Annotated in this window: 18 protein-coding genes and 1 pseudogene; 9 read left to right on the top strand and 10 right to left on the bottom strand. The window is 59.1% G+C overall.

Annotated features, from left to right (window positions below):
- The first annotated feature begins 1 nt into the window (after position 1).
- The 5 genes from FE851_RS18415 (at position 2) to FE851_RS18435 (ending at position 5,674) form a co-directional block, all read left to right on the top strand.
- The gene (locus FE851_RS18415) at positions 2-1,180 is read left to right on the top strand and encodes an acyl-CoA dehydrogenase family protein (protein ID WP_145205745.1); all 1,179 of its coding nucleotides are present in this window, start codon (positions 2-4) and stop codon (positions 1,178-1,180) included.
- Positions 1,177-2,094 (top strand): acyl-CoA dehydrogenase family protein, encoded by a 918-nt coding sequence (locus FE851_RS18420; protein WP_186378903.1) that lies wholly within the window; start codon positions 1,177-1,179, stop codon positions 2,092-2,094. Before FE851_RS18415 ends, FE851_RS18420 begins: the two co-directional genes overlap by 4 nt.
- Positions 2,091-3,215 carry an acyl-CoA dehydrogenase family protein gene (locus FE851_RS18425; RefSeq protein ID WP_145205749.1) on the top strand — a complete coding sequence of 375 codons (1,125 nt, stop codon included), beginning with the start codon at positions 2,091-2,093 and terminating at the stop codon, positions 3,213-3,215. Before FE851_RS18420 ends, FE851_RS18425 begins: the two co-directional genes overlap by 4 nt.
- Before the next feature lie 73 nt (positions 3,216-3,288).
- Positions 3,289-4,737, top strand: a complete 1,449-nt coding sequence (locus FE851_RS18430) for an NAD-dependent succinate-semialdehyde dehydrogenase (RefSeq protein WP_145205751.1) — start codon at positions 3,289-3,291, stop codon at positions 4,735-4,737.
- Positions 4,738-4,855: 118 nt separating this feature from the next.
- Positions 4,856-5,674 (top strand): enoyl-CoA hydratase/isomerase family protein, encoded by an 819-nt coding sequence (locus tag FE851_RS18435; RefSeq protein ID WP_145205753.1) that lies wholly within the window; start codon positions 4,856-4,858, stop codon positions 5,672-5,674.
- A gap of 451 nt (positions 5,675-6,125) precedes the next feature.
- Here FE851_RS18435 and FE851_RS18440 read toward each other — a convergent pair whose 3' ends face one another.
- Together FE851_RS18440 and FE851_RS18445 are read right to left on the bottom strand one after the other, a co-directional pair.
- A complete protein-coding gene (locus tag FE851_RS18440) occupies positions 6,126-6,569 on the bottom strand; it encodes a nuclear transport factor 2 family protein (RefSeq protein ID WP_145205755.1) in 444 nt (147 codons plus the stop codon).
- 53 nt (positions 6,570-6,622) lie between these two features.
- On the bottom strand, positions 6,623-9,130 hold the full coding sequence (locus FE851_RS18445; RefSeq protein WP_186378904.1) for a TonB-dependent receptor: 2,508 nt from the start codon (positions 9,128-9,130) through the stop codon (positions 6,623-6,625).
- Positions 9,131-9,548: 418 nt separating this feature from the next.
- Between FE851_RS18445 and FE851_RS18450 the strand changes: the two genes are divergently transcribed.
- Positions 9,549-10,721 carry an NADH:flavin oxidoreductase gene (locus FE851_RS18450; protein WP_145205760.1) on the top strand — a complete coding sequence of 391 codons (1,173 nt, stop codon included), beginning with the start codon at positions 9,549-9,551 and terminating at the stop codon, positions 10,719-10,721.
- 137 nt (positions 10,722-10,858) lie between these two features.
- On the opposite strand, the gene FE851_RS18455 is transcribed toward FE851_RS18450, so the two are convergent.
- Positions 10,859-11,935: a 3,4-dihydroxy-2-butanone-4-phosphate synthase gene (locus FE851_RS18455; RefSeq protein WP_145205763.1), complete on the bottom strand. Its 1,077-nt coding sequence runs from the start codon at positions 11,933-11,935 to the stop codon at positions 10,859-10,861.
- A 71-nt stretch (positions 11,936-12,006) separates the two neighbouring features.
- The gene (locus FE851_RS18460) at positions 12,007-14,208 is read right to left on the bottom strand and encodes a TonB-dependent receptor (RefSeq protein ID WP_186378905.1); all 2,202 of its coding nucleotides are present in this window, start codon (positions 14,206-14,208) and stop codon (positions 12,007-12,009) included.
- A gap of 223 nt (positions 14,209-14,431) precedes the next feature.
- On the opposite strand from FE851_RS18460, the gene FE851_RS18465 reads away from it, so the two are divergent.
- Entirely contained in the window at positions 14,432-15,154 is a 723-nt protein-coding gene (locus FE851_RS18465; RefSeq protein ID WP_145205769.1) for a GntR family transcriptional regulator, read from the top strand.
- Positions 15,155-15,173: 19 nt separating this feature from the next.
- On the opposite strand, the gene FE851_RS18470 is transcribed toward FE851_RS18465, so the two are convergent.
- Genes FE851_RS18470 through FE851_RS18480 form a run of 3 tightly spaced genes read right to left on the bottom strand, consistent with a single transcriptional unit; the run spans position 15,174 to position 19,131 of the window.
- Complete coding sequence (locus tag FE851_RS18470) at positions 15,174-16,973, bottom strand: flavin-containing monooxygenase (RefSeq protein WP_261371072.1); 1,800 nt, start codon at positions 16,971-16,973, stop codon at positions 15,174-15,176.
- Positions 16,974-16,999: 26 nt separating this feature from the next.
- The gene (locus FE851_RS18475) at positions 17,000-17,935 is read right to left on the bottom strand and encodes a hydroxymethylglutaryl-CoA lyase (protein WP_261371128.1); all 936 of its coding nucleotides are present in this window, start codon (positions 17,933-17,935) and stop codon (positions 17,000-17,002) included.
- Positions 17,935-19,131 (bottom strand): LLM class flavin-dependent oxidoreductase, encoded by a 1,197-nt coding sequence (locus FE851_RS18480; protein WP_145205776.1) that lies wholly within the window; start codon positions 19,129-19,131, stop codon positions 17,935-17,937. Before FE851_RS18480 ends, FE851_RS18475 begins: the two co-directional genes overlap by 1 nt.
- A gap of 130 nt (positions 19,132-19,261) precedes the next feature.
- Between FE851_RS18480 and FE851_RS18485 the strand changes: the two genes are divergently transcribed.
- Together FE851_RS18485 and FE851_RS18490 are read left to right on the top strand one after the other, a co-directional pair.
- A complete protein-coding gene (locus FE851_RS18485) occupies positions 19,262-20,509 on the top strand; it encodes a CaiB/BaiF CoA transferase family protein (RefSeq protein WP_222422970.1) in 1,248 nt (415 codons plus the stop codon).
- A 15-nt stretch (positions 20,510-20,524) separates the two neighbouring features.
- Positions 20,525-21,685, top strand: a complete 1,161-nt coding sequence (locus FE851_RS18490; protein ID WP_145205779.1) for an acyl-CoA dehydrogenase family protein — start codon at positions 20,525-20,527, stop codon at positions 21,683-21,685.
- A gap of 192 nt (positions 21,686-21,877) precedes the next feature.
- Here the strand turns inward: FE851_RS18490 and FE851_RS18495 are convergent, their stop codons facing one another.
- The 3 genes and pseudogenes from FE851_RS18495 to FE851_RS18505 form a co-directional block, all read right to left on the bottom strand.
- A complete protein-coding gene (locus FE851_RS18495; RefSeq protein WP_145205782.1) occupies positions 21,878-23,224 on the bottom strand; it encodes an aromatic ring-hydroxylating oxygenase subunit alpha in 1,347 nt (448 codons plus the stop codon).
- Between the two features lie 136 nt (positions 23,225-23,360).
- Positions 23,361-23,765 (bottom strand): nuclear transport factor 2 family protein, encoded by a 405-nt coding sequence (locus FE851_RS18500; protein ID WP_186378907.1) that lies wholly within the window; start codon positions 23,763-23,765, stop codon positions 23,361-23,363.
- A 68-nt stretch (positions 23,766-23,833) separates the two neighbouring features.
- Positions 23,834-24,737, bottom strand: a pseudogene (locus FE851_RS18505) (SDR family NAD(P)-dependent oxidoreductase).
- Positions 24,738-24,860: the final 123 nt, after the last annotated feature.

Raw genomic sequence — 24,860 nt, forward strand, 5'->3', positions numbered from 1 at the left:
TATGGAATTTGGCTGGTCCGCGGATGAAAAGGCCCATCGGCAGCGCATCCGCGACCTTCTCGCAGAGACCCTGCCGGAAGACTGGGAAGCGCGTTCAACGCATGGTCCGGGCAGCGATTTCCAAACCGATTTCGCAATGCGTTTCTGCCCGATGCTGGCGGAACGCGGACTGCTGGTGCCGAACTGGCCGTCCGCGCATGGTGGCGAGGACGCGCCAGTCTGGCAACAATTCATCCTAGGCGAAGAGATGTGGGCAGCGGGCGAGCCGCGCGGCGCCCAATATATGAATGTCAACTGGATCGGACCGGCGCTGATGAAGTTCGGTAGCCCCGACCAGATGAACCGATACCTGCCGCCGATCCGTGAAGGACGTGCCGTCTGGTGCCAAGGCTTCTCCGAACCAAGCGCGGGGTCGGACCTGGCGGCATTGCGCACCCAGGCAGTTCCGGTCGAGGGTGGTTACTCCGTGACAGGTGCCAAGGTCTGGACCTCCTATGCTGGCCGTGCCGACAATTGCTTCCTGCTTGCGCGCGTGCCCGCTGGCGGGGGCGGGCCAGTCGGCAAGGCGGCGATCGTCATCCTGCTGGTCGATATGGCCTCACCCGGAATCCAAGTGAAACAGATACCGGCACTCATAGGTGAGGGCGACATCCACGAGTTGTTCTTCGATGACGTCTTCGTTCCCGCCGCCAACCGCCTGGGGGCAGAAGGGCAGGCGTGGGACATCATTTCTTACGCCCTGCAGAACGAACGCACCGGCATCGCTCGCTATGAATTCTCGCGCCGCATGCTCGACCGCGCCGTCGAGCGGTTGAAGGCGGAGGGGCGCTGGTACGATCCCATCGTCCGGGACCGGGCGGCGCGCGCGCTGATGCTGTGCGAGGCCGCCCGCATGCTGGTCTATCGCGTGGTCGATGCGAAAGCGCATGAACAACCGGCTGACGCCTACCCCAGCGTGGCCCGGTGGGCGGTGGTCCAGGCCGACAATGGCGTGAACGATTTCCTGCTCGAGTTTCTGCCCGAAGGGTTGATCGGGACCGATCCGGTACAGGTGGCGCATCATCAGCGCGCCATCGCCGCCGGCATCGCCTCGGGTGCCGCGGAGATCCAGCTCAACGCAATAGCCCGGCGATGGCTTGCGCTGCCAGGCGAACCGAAGCCCGGAGAACAGAGACGATGAATTTCGAACTGTCCGAAGATCAGGCCAGCGTCATGTCAGCGCTGGACTCGATCCTGGCGTCCTTCAAGGACAGTCCGGTCGAACCGGTGTCCCATGCCTACGCCGACGCTCTCGCTCATGCGCTCGCCGAGTCGGGCTTCCTTGGCATAGCCCATGAAGAGGGCTTCGGCCCACTCGATGCAGCTTTGATCGTTGAGCGGGTCGCTCGGGTACCCCAAGTCATTGAAATCGCTGCAAGCACCCTCGTCGCCGGCGCGATCGGCCTTGTCCCAAACGGGCAACCGATTGCGCTCGCATCGGGCGACGCCCTGGCCCCCGCCCGCTTCCTCCCTCTGGCGGGGCATCTCGTCGTTTTGCAGAACGATCATGCCGACATCATCACACCCGACCCAGCTCAGGTGACGCTGGTCGACAGCCTGCTCGCCTATCCCTATGGCCGTCTGCTCTCCTTGGATGGCGCCACTGTCGAGCGCTTCGAGGATGCCGGACTGGTGCGACGGCGCTGGCGGGTCGGCATCGCCGCCGAAGCAGCCGGCTGCATGGCGTCGGCGCTCGACACGATAGTGGAGCATGTTACCACCCGATACGCCTTCGGCCGCCCTCTCGGCTCGCTGCAAGCCATCCAACACCGGTTGGCGATGGCGGCGGAGACCGTCGAGTCCGCGCGCTGGCTGGCGATGCGCGCCGCGTGGGCCGACAATGACGCGGAGGCCGCGATCGCGGCCGGCTTCGTCCAGATGAGGATCGCGGGATTTACTTATGATTTACACCAGTTTGCTGGCGCAATGGGGCTGACGCTCGAATTCCCGCTGCATTTCTGGACGTATCGGCTGCGCGCGCTGGCGGGCGAACTGGGCGGTTCGAGCGGTCAGGCGCTCGCTGCGGCCGATGCGACCTGGGGCGTTGCTGCATGACGGACCTCGATAGCTTTCGCTGCGAAGCTCGCGATTGGCTGTCGGCAAACGTCCCGATCGTCAAGCCTCCCCACGATCGCGCCGGCGCCCGCGCTTTCGCGCTTGACTGGCAACGCGTTCAATATGAGGGCGGCTGGGCTGGCCTGTCCTGGCCCCGTGAAGCCGGCGGTCGTGGCCTGTCGGTGACCGAACAGATCATCTGGTGCGAGGAATATGCTCGTGCGGGCGCACCCAATCCGCTCAATCCGCTGTTCGTCGCGCTCAACCATGCCGGCCCCACCCTGATCACCTGTGGCACTGATGAACAGCGTGCGGACCATCTGCCGCCAATCCTGCGCGGCGAGGTTATCTGGTGTCAGGGCTTTTCCGAGCCAAATGCAGGCTCCGACCTTGCCAGCCTGCGGATGCGCGGCCGGGTGGAGGGGGATGAGTTGATCGTCGACGGGCAGAAAATCTGGTCAAGCTATGCCGATATCGCCGACGTCCAGGAACTGCTGATACGCACCGACCCGCTGGCCAGGACCGGCGCGGCGCTGAGCTGGGTGATCTGCCCGATGGATGCTGCCGGCATCACCGTTCGACCGATCAAAACCATGGCGGGCGCCTATAAATATTGCGAGGTTTTTTACGACGCAGTGCGCATCCCGCTTGGTAATGTGGTGGGCGGTCTCAACAATGGCTGGGCAACTGCGATGTCAACCCTCGCCTTCGAACGCGGAACTGCCAGCCTTGGCCTGCTGATTGCGCTGACCATGCGGATCGACGCGATGCTACTGGACTGCCCGGCGGATCGTGCAGGGTTGCGGAACGGGCTCGCCCGCCTCCGCGCCGAGGCGGCCGCCGTCCGCGCTACCGCCTATCGGGTCGCGCTCGACAGCGAGGAAGGCGTGCCCGATGCGTCAGGGTCGATCGTCCGCCTCAGCTTCGCCGAGCTCAGCCAGCGCGCCACCGCAGCGGCGATCGACTTGTATGGCATCGATGCGCCAGAGGTGATCGGGGAGCATGGCTTGGGCCATGACTATCTCGACGCATTTTCAGAAACGATCGCCGGGGGCACATCCGAGATCCAGCGCAGCATCATAGGCGAGCGACTGCTGGATCTGCCCAAAGGCCCGCGCTGAGGCGTTCGCCAGCTTGGCATAGGGCCATCACGACCGCCGCTGCATCGCGTCGGTTTTCCAGGAGTGTCAAGATATGACCATTGCCATCGACGATAACGGACTTTTGCGCGAGCAATGCCTGATCGACGGCCGCTGGGTCGGCGAGGGACAAATCGCCGTGATGGATCCCGCCACTGGAGAGCGGCTGGCCTCGGTTCCCGACCTAGGTGCTGCAGAGGCGCGTGCGGCGATTGCCGCCGCGCATTCGGCGCTGCCTGCCTGGAGATCGCTATTGGCGGCGGAGCGCGCTCGAATTCTGCGGCGCTGGTACGACCTCATCATCGCGCATAGCGACGATCTGGCGATGATCCTGACCCGCGAGCAGGGCAAGCCGCTGGCCGAAGCAAAGGGCGAAATTGCCTATGCCGCATCCTATATCGAATGGTTCGCCGAGGAGGCCAAGCGCGTCTACGGTGAAACCATCCCCAGCCATCGTGCCGACAGCAGAATTGTCGTCATCCGCCAGCCAGTAGGCGTAGTGGCGGCGATCACGCCGTGGAACTTCCCCGCTGCGATGATCGCGCGCAAGGCGGCGCCCGCGCTGGCCGCCGGTTGCACAATGGTGGTGAAGCCAGCTACGCAGACGCCGCTGAGCGCGCTGGCACTCGCTGTGCTGGCCGAACGGGCGGGCGTCCCGGCTGGGGTATTCAACGTGGTCACTGGATCTGCCGGGGCGATTGGTAGCGAACTGACAGGTAGTCCGCTGGTGCGTAAACTTAGCTTCACTGGATCGACTGAGGTTGGCCGGATTCTGATGGCGCAATGCGCGCCGACGATGAAGAAGCTATCGATGGAACTGGGCGGCAACGCGCCGTTCATCGTATTCGCCGACGCCGATTTGGACGCCGCGGTGGAGGGGGCAATCGCGTCGAAGTTCCGCAATGCAGGGCAGACCTGCGTTTGCGTAAATCGTTTCTTCTTGGCTCGGGAGATTGCGCACGCATTCCAGACGAAGCTGGCTGCAGCGGTTGCCAGGCTACGCGTGGGGGCGGGCGTCGACGAAGCGACGGTGCAGGGCCCGCTGATCGACGAGAGTGCGATCGGCAAGGTGGAGGAGCATATCGCCGACGCGCTGGCCAAGGGCGCGCGCCTTGTCATGGGGGGGCGCCGGCACGCGCTGGGACATGGCTTTTTCGAACCGACGATCCTGGCCGGTTGCACAATCGACATGGCGATCGCGCGTGAGGAGACCTTTGGCCCTGTCGCGCCGCTCTTCCTGTTTGACGATGAGGCGGAGGTAGTAACCGTCGCTAACGACACAGAAGTAGGCCTGGCGGGCTATTTCTACACCCGCGACCTTGCGCGCGCATGGCGGGTCGGCGAGGCACTGGAAGTCGGAATGCTCGGTATCAACACTGGGCTGATCTCGACTGAAGTTGCGCCGTTCGGAGGGGTCAAGCAGTCGGGCATGGGGCGCGAGGGCAGCCGCCATGGCATCGACGATTATACCGAGCTCAAATATCTGTGCATGTCGGGACTATAATCGCAGCCGAGCACCTGTCGCACCCTGTCAATCTTCTGTCGTAGCGGTCGCTGCGAGCGGGGAGATAGAACCGGTGGCAGTCCACCAGATGCAGAGACAACGAGTCGGGGTAGCGAAAATGACGATCAGCCGTGACGGCGAGCAATCGCTTCTATTCGAAATTGATGGCAGCGTCGCTACATTGACGATCAACCGACCCCATCGAGGCAATGCGCTCGATCCCTCGGTTTTGACCGCGCTGGAGGAAGCCTGGGCCCGGGTCGAGGCTGATCCCGCCATTCGGGTCGCGATCATCACCGGCGCGGGCGATCGCCACTTCTGCACCGGCGCAGACGTCGGTGCCCTGCAAGTGGGCACAGGCACCTTGCACAACCGCCCCAACGCCGAGGTCAACCGCTTCACGCCTAGAATGGTCCGGATGAGCAAGCCAGTGATCTGTGCGGTCAACGGTCTGTGCAATGGCGGTGGTCTGCATTTCGTGGCTGACTGCGACATCGTGATCGCCTCCGCCACGAGCTACTTCATGGATAGTCATGTCTCAGTCGGACAGGTATCGGCGCTGGAAACCCAGGGGATTGCAAGGCGCGCGGGGGTAGGAGCAGCCCTGCTGCTGGCGCTCGCCGGTCGCTCCTACCGCATGTGTGCGGAACGCGCCTGGACCCTGGGCATGGTCGATCTTCTGGAAAACAGCGCGGCGGCGGTCATGAACCGTGCCCGCGAAATCGCGACCATGATCGCGGCGAACTCACCTCAGGCCGTTGCGCTTACCAAGAGGGCGATCTGGGCAACCGTCGAAATGGCCGAACCGTCGAGCAGCGATTTGGGGTGGGAACTGCTCAAGTCCCACTGGAGTCATCCGGACTTTGCCGAAGGACCGGCCGCCTTTGCCGAAAATCGGGAACCACGCTGGAGCCTTGATCCGAACGCACGGGGCTGACAGCGCCCCTCTTGGGCGGGCGTTTTCCGCTTGGCGGACTTGTAATCATGCGTATTCCGACCTGTACGGAACTGATCGACCGCATCGTGGCGGATGCCGAAACCGTGATGGCCGAGCCGCTCGCCGGCCGGTCTGCTTTTGCGAGCCGACGCGGCCTGAGCGGAAAAACGGCCACGGGATGCATCTGTGGTCGTCATCCCCATGTTCACCGCGATCGCCATCACTGCTGCCCGCGCGAGGGTCAGTCCTTCTCGCGATCCAGCATCATCCGCACTACCCGCTCGCCAACCCCGGGGCAAGACTTGTTCGTCGGCTCGCTCATATCCCTCCCTCTTGGGAGTTGTGGTCTCTGGCACTCTCGGCGCGGCTCAGTGAGATAGCCATGAGCCTTCTCAAAGACGGCACCTTTGCCTGATCCGCCAAGCTGCTCGAAAGTCTCGCGGCAGCGCTACTATATCGCGTGCATTGCATGCCATGCTGCGATTGCCGGCTTCAGAATGTCGCGAAGCCGGTCGATATCGAAATATTCGCGCGCATGAGAGATTCGTCCCTCATCGTTGAACTCGATCAGAAAGAGATATTCGTTGCTATAAACTTCGCCATTATAGAGCACCCCATGCGAGCGGCATTGCACCGCGACGCGCCCGGGCTGAGCGGTGATGCTGTCGAACGTGAACGTCAAAGGCGTCATAAACACCTTCGACATAACGGGGAGCCTTGGAAGAAATTCGTTACGGCTCACCATCCGCATCGCAGGAGACCAGGCGGTCATGTCCTCAGCAAGATGACCAAGGTCTATCTCGCCCCTGCCAAGGCCGCTGATGTAATCCATCGCGATGTGCGCCTGTCGGCCTGTAGAAATCATGCACGCCTTCTCCCCCTGCTCGTGTTTCAAGCCGTCTCTTTACCATGCTCCTCCCGGCCTGCCGCGCCGGGAGGAACGGCATATTAGAACCGCATGCTGGCCTGGAGCGCGACTTCACGCGGGCGATTGAAAAATCCGACTTGCTGGTTGGGGTTTCCGGACCCGGACTGACCGTTGGAGTTGAGCATATAATAGCTGTTGGTAAGATTGCGCCCGATCACGGCGATCTCATACTTGCCCTCGCCGAAGCCCAAACCGGCTGAAGCGTTCAAAATCCAGTAGGCCTTTTGAAAGCCGGCAGGCGCATAATCGGTAGCGGTCTGATAGGAACTTGTGTGCGTCCCCTGCACCCCAAGGTTGAGTTCGACAGTATTGGACAGGGGGGCTTTGTAATCAGCGCCGATACTGTAGGTTAGCTTCGGTGCGCGAAGAAGGGCTTTGCCCGCTAGATTCTGAGCGGCCGGCGTGCCAGAGCAGCCTGTCGCAGCCGTTTGGCCCAAATAGCAGGGGGCGTTGGCGAAATTGATGTACTTCGCTGAATTATAGCCGAGATTACCGCGCAAAGTCAGACCTTCGGTGGCCAGGAAGGCGACCGATCCCTGAACGCCCTTGATCCGGGCAGATGCGGCATTCTGCAAAACGAAGGATATAGTCGAGGCATTATACGATACGACCTGAAGATTGCCGTACTTGTAATTGTAGGCAGTCACATCGAAGCGTAACCTGCGGTCCATCGCGGTCGCCTTGTAACCAACCTCAAAACCTTCGGCAGTCTCCGGCTGAAACTGGATATTCTCCGGCGTCGAGCTTTTTGGGATGAGGAATGCGTTGGAGATGCCGCCTCCCTTGTAGCCCGTTTTATAGGCGCCATAAAGTGTCTGGCCGGGGGCTGGGTGCCACGTCAGCGTCACCTCCGGTGAAATATGCTGATCCTTGAATTTTGACTTCAAATGCACGCCGCGCGGAAACACAGTAGCAATTTGGCCAGGACCGACCTGCGTATTGACAGCATCTAGGGTTTTTTCGTCCGAACTCCACCGTGCGCCGCCTGATAGTTCCAGATTATCGAGGATATTCCATCGAGCCTGTGCAAAGGCGGAAATGTAAGTTCCTTTCGACAAGGATTCCATTTCTACTGCGAAATAATTCCCAGCTTGCGGATTGAACGTGTGAAACAAGTCCGGCGCATTGTAGAATTTACGAGAAAAATGCTCGTAATATCCGCCAATCATAAAGTTGAGTGGCCCATCGAGTTCAGTATCGAAACGTAGCTCCTGAGTCGTTATTTTATAATGGTCGCGCTGAGGAAACCATATCGTGGCATAGGATGTCTGATCGGCGCTATTGAGCTGCTGAGTGATCTGGTCATAGTAACCGGTAGTCGATGTGATGGAGCCGACATCGAAATCCTTTTTCATCGTCAAGGCTAGAAGCGCGATCTTGGCGCTATAATAAGGATCGCCGTTCCGCGTATAAGGGGCGTTGACGCGATATTGTGCCGGGACCGAGCCGACTGTCGTCTCTCGGTTCTTCTTACAGTCGGAATCGGGAAGAGGACGGGTGCCCAGGAATACGGGCGATGTCGTAGGAGCTATGCAGAACGGCTCACTGGACGCGAATGTGCGCTTCTGCGTGTTGTAGGTGGCCTTGAGGTTCGCTTCGAAATCGGTCGATGGAGCCCAGACGAGCGTGCCCCTGATGGCTACGTCCTGATTCGCAGGACCCCACCGATGGGAGGGGGCTGGAATCGTAACGGCAGGGTTGAGGATATCCGGTCGCGACTGCGCGACGTTCTTGAGCCAGCCACGCATATCGGAAATGCGTGCAGCCACGCGAGCGCGCAAGCTATTCGAGAAGGGGCCCGATACGGCGCCCTCCACATATTTTTGGCGAGCTTCGAACTCATAACCGGCGTTTACATAACCTTCGAACCTGTCTGTCGGATTGGCCGAACTGATGGAGATAACGCCCGCCGGTGAATTCTTGCCGAAGAACAGTGCCTGGGGGCCCTGCAAGACCTGTACCTGCTCAATGTCGAACAACGCGGCCGCGAGGATGTGGCCGCGACTGAGGGGCACATTGTCGAACTCGATCGCCACGGATTGATCCAAACCCGCATCGTTAGAACCGGAACTGACGCCGCGAACGGTAATCACGGCGCCTGTCCCAGTGCCGCCCTGACCTATGCTGACCTGAGGCGCCAGTTCAGCCATCTTGTTGAGGTCATTTGCAAGGGCGCGCCGGAGTTGCTCGCCACCGACCGCAGACACAGCGACCGGCACGTCCTGCAACGTCTCCTCCCGCTTTCGTGCGGTTACGATGATGTCCTGAAGGCGGTTGCCTACGTCGCTTGCCGCTTCTGCCGGAGACGCTGCTGCCTGTGCATGCGCCGCTATCGCGTAAAATGAACTCGTAGCGCTGAGCAGTGCGCAGAGCAAAAGTCTTGCCATTTTCCCCTCCTTCTCAATTTGTGCCGGCCCACCTTCGCGTTCGGCTTCTAAGAAATAGAACGCTCGACATGCCGGGAGCCCGAGAGTGTCGCGGTAGATTTGACCTGCCACATCTTTCGATGTGTCAATATGTTCGGTCAATCTTCCTGCACGTCTTATCGCTCCATGAAAATGTACGTACTTTAAATCGGTAAAGCAAGCCAGATAAAATGCCCCGGCTATGCGGAATGACGGTAGCGCGATAGTCCGGATGTAATTGCTACCCCGGACACGCCTTTCCAGCAGGACCGACGCTTCGGCGTGCAATTGCCTTGCCCGCAAAGTTTGGGACGATAGCGGGAAACGGGCGTTTCTCCCTCTCTTGCACAGGCACATCATCGAATGGCTGAATCCGCTTCACCATCATAACTTTGAGTGTGGCCGAAATGCGATATTGCGCAACGTCGCAGATTCAAGATAGTCCGGACAAAATGACAAGACTCACTGCGGGGCATCGAGCATCCTCGATCCCTGTGACTTCCATCCAATGCAGCGCATTCCTGCGAAAAGGGACGAGCCCATGGTTGTTGACCGACGATTCGAACGCGATGAGCGGGCGGCTCTGTTCACGCCCCTGACCGTAAGAAGCGTTACATTCCGAAATCGTATTGTCATGTCGCCGATGACCCGGGGTTACTGTCCTGACGGCATTCCCGACGAGGCCGTTCTCGCTTATTACCGCCGACGGGCTGAAGGCGGCACTGGTCTTATCATCACGGAAGGCGTCGCGGTCGATCATGCCGCGGCCTTGGGAGATGCCGGCTTGGGCGAGAACAACATCCCGCTTCTGGCGGGGGACCGGGCGATCGCCGGTTGGCGCATGGTTACCGATGCGGTGCATGCGGCCGGCGGAAAAATCATACCGCAGCTATGGCATCAAGGTGCCATGCGGAAACCCGGCACAGGCCCTTTCCCGAAGAGCGCTACTGTCAGTCCATCCGGTATCTGGGGGCCTTTGGGACGTATGACGTCCATTGCGCCAAGTTTCATACCATCAGATCCCCACATCGGAGAACCGATGACGGAGTGCGACATCGAGGATGCCATTGCCGCATTCGAGCGTTGCGCCAAAAATGCACTGGTAGCGGGCTTCGACGGTATCGCGCTCCATGGCGGCCATGGCTATCTTATCGACAATTTTCTCTGGGAGGGCACTAACCGACGTCAGGACCGTTGGGGCGGTGATCGGGCACGGCGCTCAGCGTTCGGTGCCGAAATCGTGCGGCGCATCCGAACATCTATCGGTGAAGAGTTCCCAATATTCTTCCGCTTTTCGCAATGGAAGCAGCAGGACTTCCGGGCGAAGCTTGCCGACACGCCCGAAGAACTTGCCGAAGTGCTTTGCCCGCTAGCCGATGCCGGCGTTGACGTATTTGACGCCAGCGTCCGCTATTTTAATAGCGCCGCTTTCGAACGCCATCCCGGCAATCTGGCGGGATGGGCGAAACGCATTACTGGAAAACTGTCCATGGCAGTCGGTGGTGTCGGTATGAATCACGGCATGTATGACAAAGGTGATGGCGCGAAAGCCTCGGACGATTTTGAGCCGTTGATTCAGCGCTTCAAGCAGGAAGAGTTCGATCTCGTCGCCGTGGGCCGGGGAATGATCGGCGATCCGCTGTGGGCGGACAAGTTTCGCTCCCGGCGGGAATTTCTGCCATATATACCGGAAAACGACGCCACACTATTTTGACCATGAGATCATGATTTGGTCAGCAGTATCCCGGTCCTCGGTCCCGATACATTTTGCCGGTCATTTCTTGCGCGGATGATACTGGGAAGGAGTATCGCGCTATGTCGCGGTCTCGATCCATAGCCGTTCATATGCCTTCAGGTTCCCAGCCGCCTGATGCCGACGACCTCAAGGTCATATGCACTGATGCCTGCTAAAGGCAGTTCAAGCGTGTTGCTCAGGAGTTCGATCTGGGTTACTTCCAGATCACGCAGAATTTGCGCTCCTATTCCAAATTCGCGCAAGGTTGTTTGGGGCGCGGATGGTTGTTCATGAAGTAAAATCGATCCACGGATCAAGACGACAATGCCGGCTCCGGCCTCAGCAATAGCATCCATGGCGCTGGGAATAAGCTTCCTTCGCGACCCTTTGCGGGCAAGCACGTCATCCTGTGCCAGGAAGGTATGCATTCGCACGAGAACGGGACCGCGCTTGTCATATCCCTCCTTAACCAGCGCAATATGCTCGGTTCCATCCGTACGGTTCCGATACACATGTGTGCGCCACAGGCCTCCATGCGCGCTGTCAATGGTTTCTGATGAAACACGTTCAACCAGAATTTCCGTCGCGCGGCGGTAGGCGATGAGATCTCGAATAGTTCCAATCTTCAAATGGTGCGCGTTGGCGAATTCGATCAACTGGTCGGCTGAGGCAACATCGCCGTCCTCACCCAGGATCGCGGCCAGCACGCCGCTTGGGTTTAGCCCTGCGAGCCGCGCAAGATCGACTGCCGCTTCCGAAAAGCCCGCACGCACGAGTACGCCGCCGTCTCGCGATGCCACCGGAAAGATGTGACCTGGTGAAACAACTTCGCTCGCGCCCATATGCGGATCGATCGCAACCTCGATCGTTCTGGCGCGATCCGCTGCGGAGATGCCCGTGGTAACGCCTGTCCTCGCCTCGATCGACACGGTGAAAGCTGACTGACGCGCAGATCCGTTTTGCGCGACCATCGGCGTTAGATTGAGTTGCGCGACGCGCTCTGGCGCTAAGGCAAGGCAGATGACCCCTCGACAATGGACTGCGAGGAATGTGATTTTCTCTGCCGTGACAAAACTGGCTGGCATGATTGCCATGCCCATCCCGACTGACCGTTCATCATCGATTAGGACGACAATCCTTCCAGCCCGGCTTTCGGCCAGGATTGTTTCGATCGAGGTTAAGGGATTGTCCATACTGCATGTCCTACGGGCCTGTACGAGCACGCCCCCACGCGATTGAACCGTGTGAGGGCGCACAAACTGCGTCAGAAGGCGTATTTTACGCCGATGCCGAACTCGTGTCGGGGTATGAACTTGACGCTGTCGCCCCGAACATTGGGTACATAGTCTGTGTGATAATCGGAGCCAGTGAGGTTGGTGCCGAAGAGCGAATAGGTAATGCCGTTCTTTTCCCACCCGAGCCGGAAATTGATCACGACATAGGGTTCTTCTCGGGAGTAATTTCCCGGTTGCCAGAAGAAGGATGAGGTGTAGGCACCGTTCACCGACGCGTTCAGTCGGCCGCCACCCAGATCGGCTTCATAGGTCAGCCGCGCGTTGGCCGTTACTTCGGGCGATCGAACGGTGCGGCTGCCCGAAGCATCGAAAGGAACCACTACCTTCGCAATCACGCCATCGAACGGAACCTTCACTTCGGACGGCTGCAACGGGATAGTAACCTGAGCCGACGTGAATCGCTTATATTCGCTCTGCGGTTGCCAAGCAAAGCCGGCGCTAAAGCCGAAGCCACCACCCAAAGAGCCATCCGCACTGAACTCGACACCGCTCATCCGCGCCGAGGCAGCGTTACTCAGGGTGAGTTGGAGCGCCGGCGGATTTCCGAAATAGGTGTAGGAGCTGACCTGAATATCGCGATAATTGTAAATATAGCCAGCGGCGGTGAGATTAATGCCGCCTATACGCGCCTTTGAACCAATTTCGAACGCAGTGATCTTCTCCGGGTTTACCGGCTTATCCAGCGCGGAATAAGCGTTGTAGACGCCGCTCTTAAAGCCCGTGCTGACTGATCCGTATAAATTCGCCGAGTCGCTAAGGTCATAGCGAGCCACCGCGCGCCAAGTCGTGCTGTTCCAGGTCCTCTGGCTGTTGGTCACAGAGGCCGCCGCGTTGAGCAGGTTTCGCCACATGAACTTTTTGGTCTCCGAATTGTAGCGCAGACCTCCAGTCAAATGCAGTTTGGGCGTGGGGTTGAGCGTGACCTCGCCAAATCCAGCGACAGCCTCGACAGACATGTGATTGGTGAACGCGACGTTCGGTGCGCCACCTGGTGAATCGCCGACGATATTACGGAAATAGGGATTGGAAGCCTTGTTGTTGAGATAATAAGCCCCCACGATCCAATCCAGCATCTGACCCCCCGGACTTGCGACGATCAGTTCCTCGCTGAAAGCATCCTGTCTCTGCGAAATCTGGTTCGAACCAATCGAGGCGCTTGTACGATCTGTATCCGATTGCGATTGAACCTCAACGTGGCGATACGCAGTCAAGGACCGTACCGATACTCCGCCCGACGAATCGAACTTCGCGTCCACACTGGTGCCCCAACCCTTAAGGTCGGCGCGCGGCTGCGTAACGCCGGCGTGGGTGTAGGGGCGGCTCGGAATCGTGCCGAGGATAAGCGGAAATGGATTGGCGCCACCCTTGATGTTCGAAATGAACACCGAATCATTTTGCTGGGACCAGACGTCGCCTGCCAGCACGACCTCGACGGATGACACCGGTTGAACCAGTAGCTTGCCACGGAGTACATAATTGTTGGGCTTGCCGTAGGTGCGTCCTTCGTTGCCCGCGATGCCCTTGATAAAGCCGCCCCCGCGGCGATATGTCGCGCTGAGCAAACCAGCAACCCCATCGGCCAGCTTGCCAGTCACAAAACCCGCCGCACGGAAATCCTTGTAGTGGAACCCATAGTCGGCCGAGATACTGCCGGTTGTTTCGAACTCCGGCTTGCGTGTCTGAATACGAATCGCGCCGCCGGTGGCATTGCGTCCATAGAGCGTACCTTGGGGGCCCTTGAGCACCTCGATCTGCGCAATGTCGGCCAAATCGAAGAAACCAGCAATCGGCGTTCCGATCGAAACATCGTCGATGTAGACAGCGACGTTCGTCTCGTCACCTGGAGATGTTCCCGTCGACTGGATGCCGCGAATGACAGGCAGAAAACCAAACCCATTGTTCACAGTTACCACGCCCGGCGAAATCTGCGCGAGCGCAACCGTCGAAGTGATGCCGTTGTTAACGATCGCCTCTCCCTGAATCGCAGTGATCGACATCGGGACTTCCAGCAGCCTCTGGGAACGACGCTGCGCCGTTACAATGATATCCCCATCAGCTGTTGGTTCTTCGCGCGCCTCATCGGCAAGCGGCTGCGACGCCGCCATCTGAGCCCAGGCAATGCCCGGCTGGCTCACAGCCGCAAGCAAAACTGCCAACATCGTCTTGCACATAATCCCCTCCCTCTCATGCCCGCATCTCATTATCGAATCATTGTACGGATATTTCCTCATAATCCCCTTTTTTTTGCCAATGTCCATGGCAACTTCCGGCTCATGGCGGTGAGGGAGGAAGATCCCGCCAATTTGTCCGGATATTTCGTCAGCGGCCCGTAGCGGCGAGCACAACGATGCACACTCGCTTGACACTGCTCTCACACATCTGCAAGCCGTCAAAATGGTCCGATACATTCGACTGCGGGAAACATTGGCGAAAGAGATCGCGGACGGGCGATATCCAGTAGGGCAACGCTTCCCGACCGATCTGGAATTGTGCGAACGCTTTGGCGTCAGTCGCCATACAGTGCGCGAGGCACTGCGCGATCTTCAACAGAGCGGTGTACTTGATCGTCAACGGGGCGCTGGCACAATTGTCGCCGCGCTGCCCCTCCCCCCCTATGTACAAACTGTCGCCACGCTTTCAGAGCTCGACAATTACGCGGCAGAGACGCGGTTCGAAATGCTCGAAGAGGGCGTAATCGTTGCACGTGAGCAAATGGCCAAGCAACTGCTCTGCAAGGTTGGCTCAAGGTGGCTGCGGTTCGCCGGGCTGCGCTATCGCGAAGGCGACAGCAATCCGCTGTGCTGGACGGAGGTACTGCTCGGCAAGGAGTTAATCCCGCATCGCCAAGCGCTCATCTCCGACACTGGCCCCTTTTTCGACCGCGTTCGACGGATCAAAGGCTTTCAGGCCGAGACAGTCGAGCAGCGGATTAGCGCAATTGTCGTAAATGCCAAATTCGCCAACCTACTCAACTGCTCTGAGGGGGCGCCCGCCCTGTTGGTTCATCGACGCTATATGAATGCCAAAGGCCAGCCGTTTGAAATAAGCTTGAGTTACCATCCGTCGGACCGCTACGTCGCTTCAACACAGCTGACCCGCCGCCAACTCAAGTTTTGACCTGTAACAGGTAGAACTATCACGCCATATTCATACCCTGCATATCGCCTTGAGCGCGCCATTTCCGAAGCAATGCTTCAAAAGCGGCCCAGCCCGGTCCATAGGGCTCGCCAGCAAACCATCGCTTCTTGCTCCGGTCGCCCTCGCCGTTGAAATAGCTCGGCGTACACTCATCGGCAAAGTCGTTGAGGTCGATGCGGGTATCGCGAATATGATCAATCCACGCCTGCTCGGCCTCCACGGTCGGCTCGACCCGTTCGTAGCCGAGGCCTTGGCACTGACCTATGATGTAGGCAATATGCTCGACGTGACGGTTGATCATCTCGGTTGTTGTCGCATTGAAGCCACTTTGCAGGAAACCGGTGAAGAACAGGTTGGGAAAGCCGTGCGCGCTCATGCCATGCAACGTCCGATAGCCATCCGCCCAGCGCTCGTACAGTGACTGACCAGCGATCCCTTCGATGACCGGGATATTCCAGCGCTGAATAAGATCGCTCGTCACCTCGAATCCGCTTGCGAAAATCACGCAGTCAACCGGATATTCGACGCCGTTAGCCACGAATCCTGTCGCGGTCATGCGTTCGACCCCGCGCGTGCCGGATACGTCGATCAACTCCACATTGGGCCGGTTGAACGTCGGATAATAGTCATCGTTGCTCGCCGGCCGCTTGCACATGAAGCGATACCATGGTTTCAGGCTCTCAGCGGTGGCCGGATCGTCTACTAAATCGTCGACGCGCTTACGGAGGCGCTCCATCACGCGATAATCCATCGCTTCGCGGCGACGCATAACATCCTGCTGGCTTGGCTGGTCGCGAAGCGCGCCAAGTTCGTTTGCCAAGTTGCGGTTGATTTCGGTCCAGATGTCACAAATCACATCAAGGCCGCCCGGGGGCAGACCTTCGATTGCCCCCATCTGGAACTGGCGTTGGCGCTCGCGCTGCCAGCCCGGTGGCAAGCTCGCGATCCAATCCGGATCGACCGGTGCATTAGCGCGTGCATCGACGGTAGAGGGCGTGCGCTGGATCACGAACAGCTTTTCAGCATATTTGCCCAAATAGGGGATCGCCTGAACTCCCGTTGCGCCAGTACCAACGATCGCAATGCGCTTGTCGCCCAGTTTGTGCAGGACCGGATTTTCACAACTACCGCCCGTGTAGGTGTAGTCCCAGCGGCTGGTGTGAAACATCTTGCCCCGAAACAGGTCGATCCCTGGGAGACCTGGCAGTTTCGGCGTCGTGATCAGGCCATTGCCCATGATAACGAAGCGTGCGCGAATCCGGTCGCCGCGATCTGTTGTCACATGCCATCGACGCCCTTGTTCGTCCCAACGAAGGGCAGTGCATGCCGTATGAAACAGCGCGCCTTCGTAAAGACCTGCTTGGCGCGCCACCGATTGTGCATACCGCATGATCTCGGGCCCATCCGCGAACTTGCGGGACGGGACGAACCCGGTCTCCTCAAGCAACGGCAGATAGCAACAGGAGTCGTTGTCGCATTGGATGCCCGGATAGCGGTTCCAATACCATACTCCCCCGAAATCCCCTGCCATATCGATAATGCGCACATCGGCAACACCAGCCTGCCGAAGATGCCAGCCGGCCAGAATGCCGGCCCAGCCTGCCCCCAGAACCAGTACCTCGATATCGACATGCAGCGGCTCGCGCACCGTTACCGGACAATGCGGATCGGCCAACAGATCAATCGGCGCCCGCCGATCGGACGCGTGAATGAACTGATCGGTAGCCCGATCGATTAGCCGACGGTCGCGTTCGACCCTGTATCGCTCCTGCAAGACGGCCATGCGCGCGTCGTTCATCGGCGCCACTTCGGTCGGCCTGCACGTCATTGAAAAGCCACTTCAGCCATGGCCCGCTCGCGTGCAGCTAGCGCAACCCGTACACGCCCACCCGATCGCGCGCCTTCGATCGCCGCCACAACATTTCCGGCACGTCCCAGTGCCGCCCAGTCGAGACCATGCAACACACCCATTCGGTCGAACATCCAGGCCAGGTCCTCGGTTGCGACATTGCCCGTTGCACCGGGCGCGAACGGGCATCCGCCAATGCCTGCCACCGACGCATCGAAAACGCGGACGCCGGCGAGATAGGCGGCATAGGCATTAGCGCATCCAAGCCCGTAGGTGTCATGCGCGTGGAAGGCCCAGGATCGAACGCCGGGAAAGCGCGTTGCAGCTTGCCGGAACAGGGAATCGACTTGAGCCGGTTCAGCGCGACCGGTTGTATCGCATAGCGCCACCTCGACATCGTTGCGGACCGTGAGTGCAGCTTCGATGGTGGCAATCACCTCGGCCGCCTCAACACGTCCGGCAAAGGGACAATCGAACGCCGTCGAGACGTTGAATCGAACGCGAGCTGACACCGGAATCAGCGCGATGATCTCTGCATAGTCCGCCAGCGATTGCGCCCGTGTTCGCTTGATATTTGCAAGGTTGTGCGGTTCGCTGGCTGACAGGAAGCAACTGAAATGCTCCGCACCAGACTCCATGGCTCGTCGCGCATGGGCAGCGTTAGGCACCAGTACCTGCGCATCCAGCCCAACCATTCGGGCAGTAGCCGCCGCGATCTGGGCGGCATCAGCCATCTGCGGAACCGCACGCGCGCTGACAAAAGATGTTGTTTCGATGCGGCGGAGACCAGCGGCATGAAGTTGGCGGATAACCTCCAGCTTTTTTCCCGTTGATATAATCCGGCCTACCGACTGGAATCCATCACGTGGCGCAACCTCGACCAAGGTTACCGCGCCTCGATCAGCCATCATCACTCGGCCGTGTCCAGGCTGGGCACTACCGTTGGGTGAAGAGGCGCGGCCATCTTTTGGACATGGGGCAGTACTTCTTCAGCAAAGAGCTTCATGCTCTCGGCCGCCACGGCATAAGGCATGGTGCCAAATTGCGGAAGCACCGTTATTTCCGAGAACGAACAAACACGCTGTGCCTCCTCGATCCGCCTTACAATTTCATCCGGCGTGCCGATGAGCAGGTTGGAAGGATGATAGCCCGGAAGCTTCGGTCCGCCTTGCTTGCTTTTGTCCTTCAGCGCCGCCTCCGATACAGCGTCAAGTACGGCGGTCGCGTTAGCCTGCCGGTTAGCATAAGCCTCATAGCCTTTCACCCCCGCGAAGTTTGACGGGTCAGCAAATCCGTAGTGGAGGCTCACGTCGCGATTGGCGGTCAGAAGCCATTCGTCAGCGCGCTGTTCCTCGTCGGGATCCCTGGCGCAAAACAGCATCATCACATTCTTGGGCTGAACGGGAGCGAACCCTTCTTCAATACGAATTGTATTGACGCGCAACGTCTCGCGACCGGCATCTTCGAGTGGCTTGTTGCCGACGAAAAGCGGCGTGAGCCCGCGGCGTGCGAGCATCTCTGCCGATTCGGCCGACGATGCCGATCCGAACAGACGTTTGTGCAAATCATTGCTCTTAGGCGCCGGTCGCAGTTCCATTTCTGGAATTTTGAAGATTTCGCCATCATAGGAGAAGCGTTGCTGCGAGAATGCGAGTTCGAGAATGTCGAGCGTCTCATCCAGTCGCTGTCTGGCCTCCTCACGCGGTATGCCCAGCGCATCGAATTCCTTTTTTGCGACCCCCCTGCCCAGACCGATCGTATCGAGCCGACCGTTCGAGATGATGTCGAGATACGCAATCTGGTGCGCCATGCGCACGGGGTGCCACCAGGGGGCGACGGCAACCATCGTTCCAAATGTGATGCGTTCGGTACATCCGGCAAAATAGGTCAGCATCTGTAGCGGGTTGGGGGACATGCCATAAGGGGTCCCGAAATGCTCCGGCGCCCAGATCCCGTCGAACCCCAAGGGCTCGGCCAACTTGCCCAGCTCAAAACCCGCTTGCACAAACTTCCAGTCGGGCTCGGCAGGCAGTTCGTCATAACGGCCAGCTTGGAGCCGATCCCAATCGTGCGAATTGTGGGCGAACACGCCGAGATTAACCTTCATCGTGAATGACTCCGCTCGATCATCAAATGTTTGTACGGACTATACCTCCGAACGGTGCTGCGCAAGGGCCATTTTGCCCCCGAGCTAGCCTTCCGGAGGTGGAATGTTTGAATTGACCGTACAATAAGGCTTGTTTTTCTTGATGACTTCGGGGAATGCAGGAAGCGCAGGCTGGGAGGTGATCTTGATTGGAAATATTCTCAAGGGTTGCAGGGTTCTAGACCTTACACAGAATGTTGCGGGGCCCTACTGCACTCGAATACTGGGTGATTTCGGCGCCGACGTGATAAAGGTCGAGCGTCCCGGATCAGGGGACGATACGCGCAACTGGCGGCCACCTGAAATTCACGGACAATCGTCCACGTTTCTGGCCTTGAACCACAACAAGCGAAGCATCGCCATCGACATCGACCAGTCAGACGGTCAGGCACTCATCCGTGAACTTGCAGCCAACGCAGATATCGTGGTGCACTCGTTGAAGCCGGGGAGCATGGAGCGGCGCGGTCTGGGCTTTGAGCATCTACATGCCCATAACCCCAATCTCATCTATTGCGCCATCAGTGCGTTCGGACAGACCGGCGACATGGCCTCGCTGCCGGGCTATGATCCCCTGCTACAGGCCTATACCGGCGTTATGAGTGTGACCGGAGCGGCCGGTGGTGATCCCGTCCGGGTCGGCGTTTCGCTGATCGACATGGGAACCGGCATGTGGGCGGCGCTCGGGATCATGGCAGCTATGTTGCGCCGAGCCACCACGGGCGTGGGAGGCCTTGTCGAGGCAAGTCTGCTGGAAACTGGCATGGCCTGGATGACGGTTCCTGCTGCTGCATATCTTGCCACGGGCGTTGCGCCCGGCCGGATGGGATCGGCCATGGCCATGTCCGCGCCCTATGAACTGTTTCTCAGTAGCGATGGGCAGGTTTTCATCGGTGCAGGCAATGACAATCTTTTTCGCGCGGTATGCGAGGGGCTCGATTGTCTCCACCTTTTGAATGATGAACGTTTCTCTTCCAACCCCGAACGCGTGCGCAACCGCGATGCGTTGCACGCTGCACTGGAAACTGTGACGAGGACGCTCCCGGGAGAGGAAGTCGTCGCGCGTTTGCGCCGGTCCGGAGCTCCTTGCAGCATGCTACGCACGATCGCGGAATCGCTTCCCGATCCACAGGTCGATCAGACCGGCATCATTGTCGCCATGCCGCTGGAGAATGCTCCGAACTTTCGTGTGATCGGATTGCCGGTCACATTGGACCGGGGCCGAATGGCGGCCGTTTCGCCTCCCCCGTCACTGGGTGCAGACACGCATGTCGTGCTCAGCGCCCTGGGCAAATCCCCCGATGCGATCGAGCGGCTCATGGCCGCCGGCGTGATCGGCTGAATCATAGGGATCACCATGGATTTTGCATATTCAGAAACGCAGCAGGCCATTCGTGAAGCAGTGAGAAGGTTGTGCTCCGACTTCGGCTCACAATATTGGCAGGACTGCGAACAGACAGAGCGCTATCCCAGCGAATTCGTCGATGCCATGACTAAAGCCGGTTGGCTGGCAGCACTCATTCCCGAGGAATATGGCGGGTCAGGCCTTACCATGCTTGATGCCTGCGTGATCCTTGAAGAGATTAATCGCTCGGGTGGAAATGGAGCGGCCTGCCACGCGCAAATGTATACCATGTCTTCGCTGCTTAAGCACGGCAGTCCAGAGCAGAAAGCAAGGTTGCTGCCCGGCATTGCTGATGGCAGCGTTCGGCTGCAAGCGTTCGGCGTAACCGAGCCGGACGCTGGTTCGAACACACTGAACATCAAGACCTTCGCCCGCCGCGTAACGGGGGGATATGTCATCAATGGCCAGAAGATATGGACATCACGCTATTTCCAATCTGATTATTATCTGCTCATCGCCAGAACCACGCCATTGGAGGAGGTAAAGCGGAAAACGGACGGCCTGTCCCTTTTCCTGGTCGATATCGCAAAGGCTGGTGATGCCTTGCGGGGAAAAGCCATACCGACCATGCTCAACCATCACACCAACGAGGTCTTCATTGAAGATTTGCAGGTATCGGACGACGACCGGATCGGAGAGGAGGGGCGCGGGTTCCACTATCTGCTCGACAGTCTGAATGCAGAGCGGTTGCTGGTTGCAAGTGAATCGATCGGCGATGGATATTGGTTCTGCGACCGGGCGGCTCGCTATGGCAGCGAACGCGTGGTCTTCGGTCGGCCTATCGGTGCAAATCAGGGTGTACAATTCCCCATTGCAAAGGCCTATATCGAGGTGCAGGCCGCAGAATTGATGCGAAACAAGGCGGCGGCATCGCTCGATGCCGGGCTGGCCTGTGGCGCAGAAGCGAACATGGCCAAATATCTTGCTTCGGAAGGCGCGTGGGCGGCGGCCGAAGCATGTATGCTGACATATGGCGGCTATGGCGTCGCGCGTGAGTTCGACGTGGAACGCAAGTGGAAGGAAGCGCGCCTGTTCCGCATTGCCCCGATTTCCAATAATCTTGTACTCGCACATATCGGTCAGCATGAGCTTGGCATGCCGCGGTCCTACTGAAGCGGGGAATTGGAGGGGGGGGGCGATGAAAACCCTCCCCTCCTCCCCAATCTCGACTGCACCCTAATTTGAGAAGGCCTTAAATTTGTCGATCGTCACTACGACCTTAGCGTGGCGAGTCGCGGATACACTCGATGGATTGCTTCGTCCCTCGCGCAATAGACGGGGCCATCTATTCTACGGCGCCCTGTCCTAGATCGTTTGCGGCCGCCCCAACCCCATATAGGTCGCCAAGGTCTCATGAAGCGCAACGACTGCACCTTCTTCCTTTGGATTGGGACGCGGTCCAGCGAAGCCGGTCGATTTCATGCCTTGCTGTACAGCCGCCATATTCGAGAAATCCTGTGACAGCACCGATCCCCAGCCGGGATCGCCCAGCGGCGTATGGACCCACTCAGTCTTGGGCGCGGCGCCCTCAGGGTATAGTTCGAACACCGAAACTTCGAAGATGCACTTGTCTGGATCGTCGCCATAAGGCCTCGCTTGATAGCACAGGCCGTTATTGACGGCGTGCCCCAGTCTGAAGTTCGGGAAGATGTTCCAGGCCACACCGCTGCGCGCCACGAGTTCGGGCGCAACGGTCGGCCACACGACGCCCTGCGCCGCATCGGCCTGGCGCGCCGAACTGAGCCAGTGTTTCAACACCTCCTCTTCGGTGGCGGTTTCGGGCAATTCGTCCTCCAGCCGCATCGCCGCGTCGAGTAGCGACTGCGAGAAGTTCGAATTCACATGCTCCATCGTATAGGCGACCATCTCGGCGGTTGCCTTGCGGGCGTCCTTGCCTGAACCAAGGCGGAGCCTGCCCTTGTTCTCGCCCTTTGCGTCATACCCCAGGGAACTGTGCAGACCCTCCTGCCGGCCCCACCCCTGATAGACCCCGAACTTCATATATTCCGGGTGCGTCGCGGGAACGTGATAGGTTTCTATAAAGGCCTCGATCGCGACCTTCCAGTTGCAGTCGAACACCCCCCAGCGTCGCCATTTATAGCGCAGATTCTGCAACTCGAAATGATCGAGTACAGACGCGGCCGGCTCCAGATAATCCCGCAGCGGCTCGCAGTTGGGATCCAGGTTGATCCAGATCCATCCACCCCAGCAATCCACCCGCACCTGGCCCAGGGCGGTATTTTCCGGGGTCAGCTTGCCTTGCCAGTCCTGCCTGCAGGCGATGTTGCTCGCAGCTCCATCCAGACCGAAATTCCAGCCATGATATCCGCAGATGAAGCGGTTACGGTTGCCAGTGGCGTTACGCGCGCCAGGGGGGATGTCAATCAGCCGCCGGCCGCGATGCACGCAGACGTTGTGAAAGGCCCGGACCTGATCCGTGCCTGATCGAACGATGATGACCGAGTCGTCCAGAATTTCATAAGTGACGAAATCCCCGACATTGGGAATTTCTTCGAGCCTGGCCGCCTGCAGCCACACTCTGCGCCACAGGCGATCACGTTCAAGCTTCAGATATTCTCGGGAGAGATATGGCTCTGTCTCCAGCAACTTCGGCTGATAGTGAACCTGTGGGTTGCCTGAAAGATCGTTCATGCATAACTCTCCGCTTTGGTCATCACGCTTTACGGCCCATCCCGACCGGCTTTTGTACGGACTATCGCAGTCCGGCCCCGGATTCGCAACCGATTATTGTCCGGATAATCATTTGCTGTGCCCATAGTGCAAGACCTCAAGGCTCACGTTTTATGTCCAGGACCTCGTAGCGGCGCGATTTGAACAGCCATTGGCCGCTATGCCTGACATAGGTGTCGTGGAAGCAACCATTGACGGAAATTCGACCACCAGCCTTGGGCAAAACTTCCTCGCGGGTGTAGGTTTTACCGGCAGCCATCTCACCATCGACTATGAGATCCATGGGGAAGCCGCTGAGCCACAGGCTGCCGACATACTCCATCCGTTTGGCGAACTCAGCAATGATCGCGTCCCGACCGGTGACTGGCTCATCCATCGAGGAAAGCTGCCATGCTCCATCTTCCGCCCAGCATTTGCCCCAGCCGAGCGGATCGATCCGCATTGCATATGCCGCATAGCGTTCGGTCAGTTCCCGGATTGCCAGCCGATCCAATATCGTCATTGCGTCCATCCTCATTCCTCTATCGGTCGACTCTACATGCTAGAACGTTGTCGGAATTTTGGCCGCCATCAGCTTTCGCGCGCCATCGCAAAACTGTAGCGCAGATGGTCCAATTGCCCAGTCGGGGAGACGTCGAACGTCACGGCTTGCGCCGTATCTTGGATGGCCGACATCGCAGCAGCGACATGCTCCATGGTCCAATTGCTGCGGAACACGCCTCGCGACTCACTGATGAAAGCGCGTGCCATGCGCCCGGCCGCGGCAATATAGATTTCGCCAGTGGCGTCGCATGCCTCGTGCGACAACCATCCGACCATCGGCGCGACCAACTCTGGATCCATCGGCGGGAACTGGCTGGTATCGACGCCATCAGACATTCGAGTCGCAGCAGCGGGCGCGATCACATTGCAGCGAATGCCAAAAGATTTCCCCTCAAGAGCGACGACATTGCACAAGCCGACCAGCCCCATCTTGCCCATAGCATAGTTGGCGGACTGATAGTTGCCATACAACCCGCTACAGGAACCTGTCAGCACAATCCGCCCGTAGCCTGCTTGAGCCATGACGGGCATCGCCGCACGGACAACGTGAAACCCCCCTCGCAAGTGAACGCCCAAGCTTTCCTCAAGATCGGCATCCGACATATCGGTCAATGGCGCGCGGCGGACAATGCCGGCATTGTGAATGAGAATGTCGATCCGTCCCCAGCGATCCAGAGCCGTCGCAACGATCGCGGCACCGCCTTGAGGGGTCGCGACGCTCGCCGTGCACATCACCGCGTCGCCGCCGCCCGCTTCTATCGCATTGACGACCGACTGAGCGGGCGAGTCGTCGTGCCCCCCCCCCATTCAATGCCGCACCAGTGTCGTTTACCACGACTTTGGCTCCACGGGCCGCCAACAATTCGGCATAGGCCCGCCCGAGCCCCCTTCCCGCGCCGGTAATGACGGCGACCCGGCCGTCGAAACGCATTTCATCAACCACGCTCGCACCTCGCACAAAAACCACTGTTGCACATTAAAGTCCGGACATTATAGATAGTCGGCGAACATGTCACTCTGTCGTTGCGATAATGTGCGCGACGATCGCGATTCG

Source organism: Sphingobium sp. B2 (genome assembly GCF_007693735.1).
Classification (GTDB): domain Bacteria; phylum Pseudomonadota; class Alphaproteobacteria; order Sphingomonadales; family Sphingomonadaceae; genus Sphingobium; species Sphingobium xenophagum.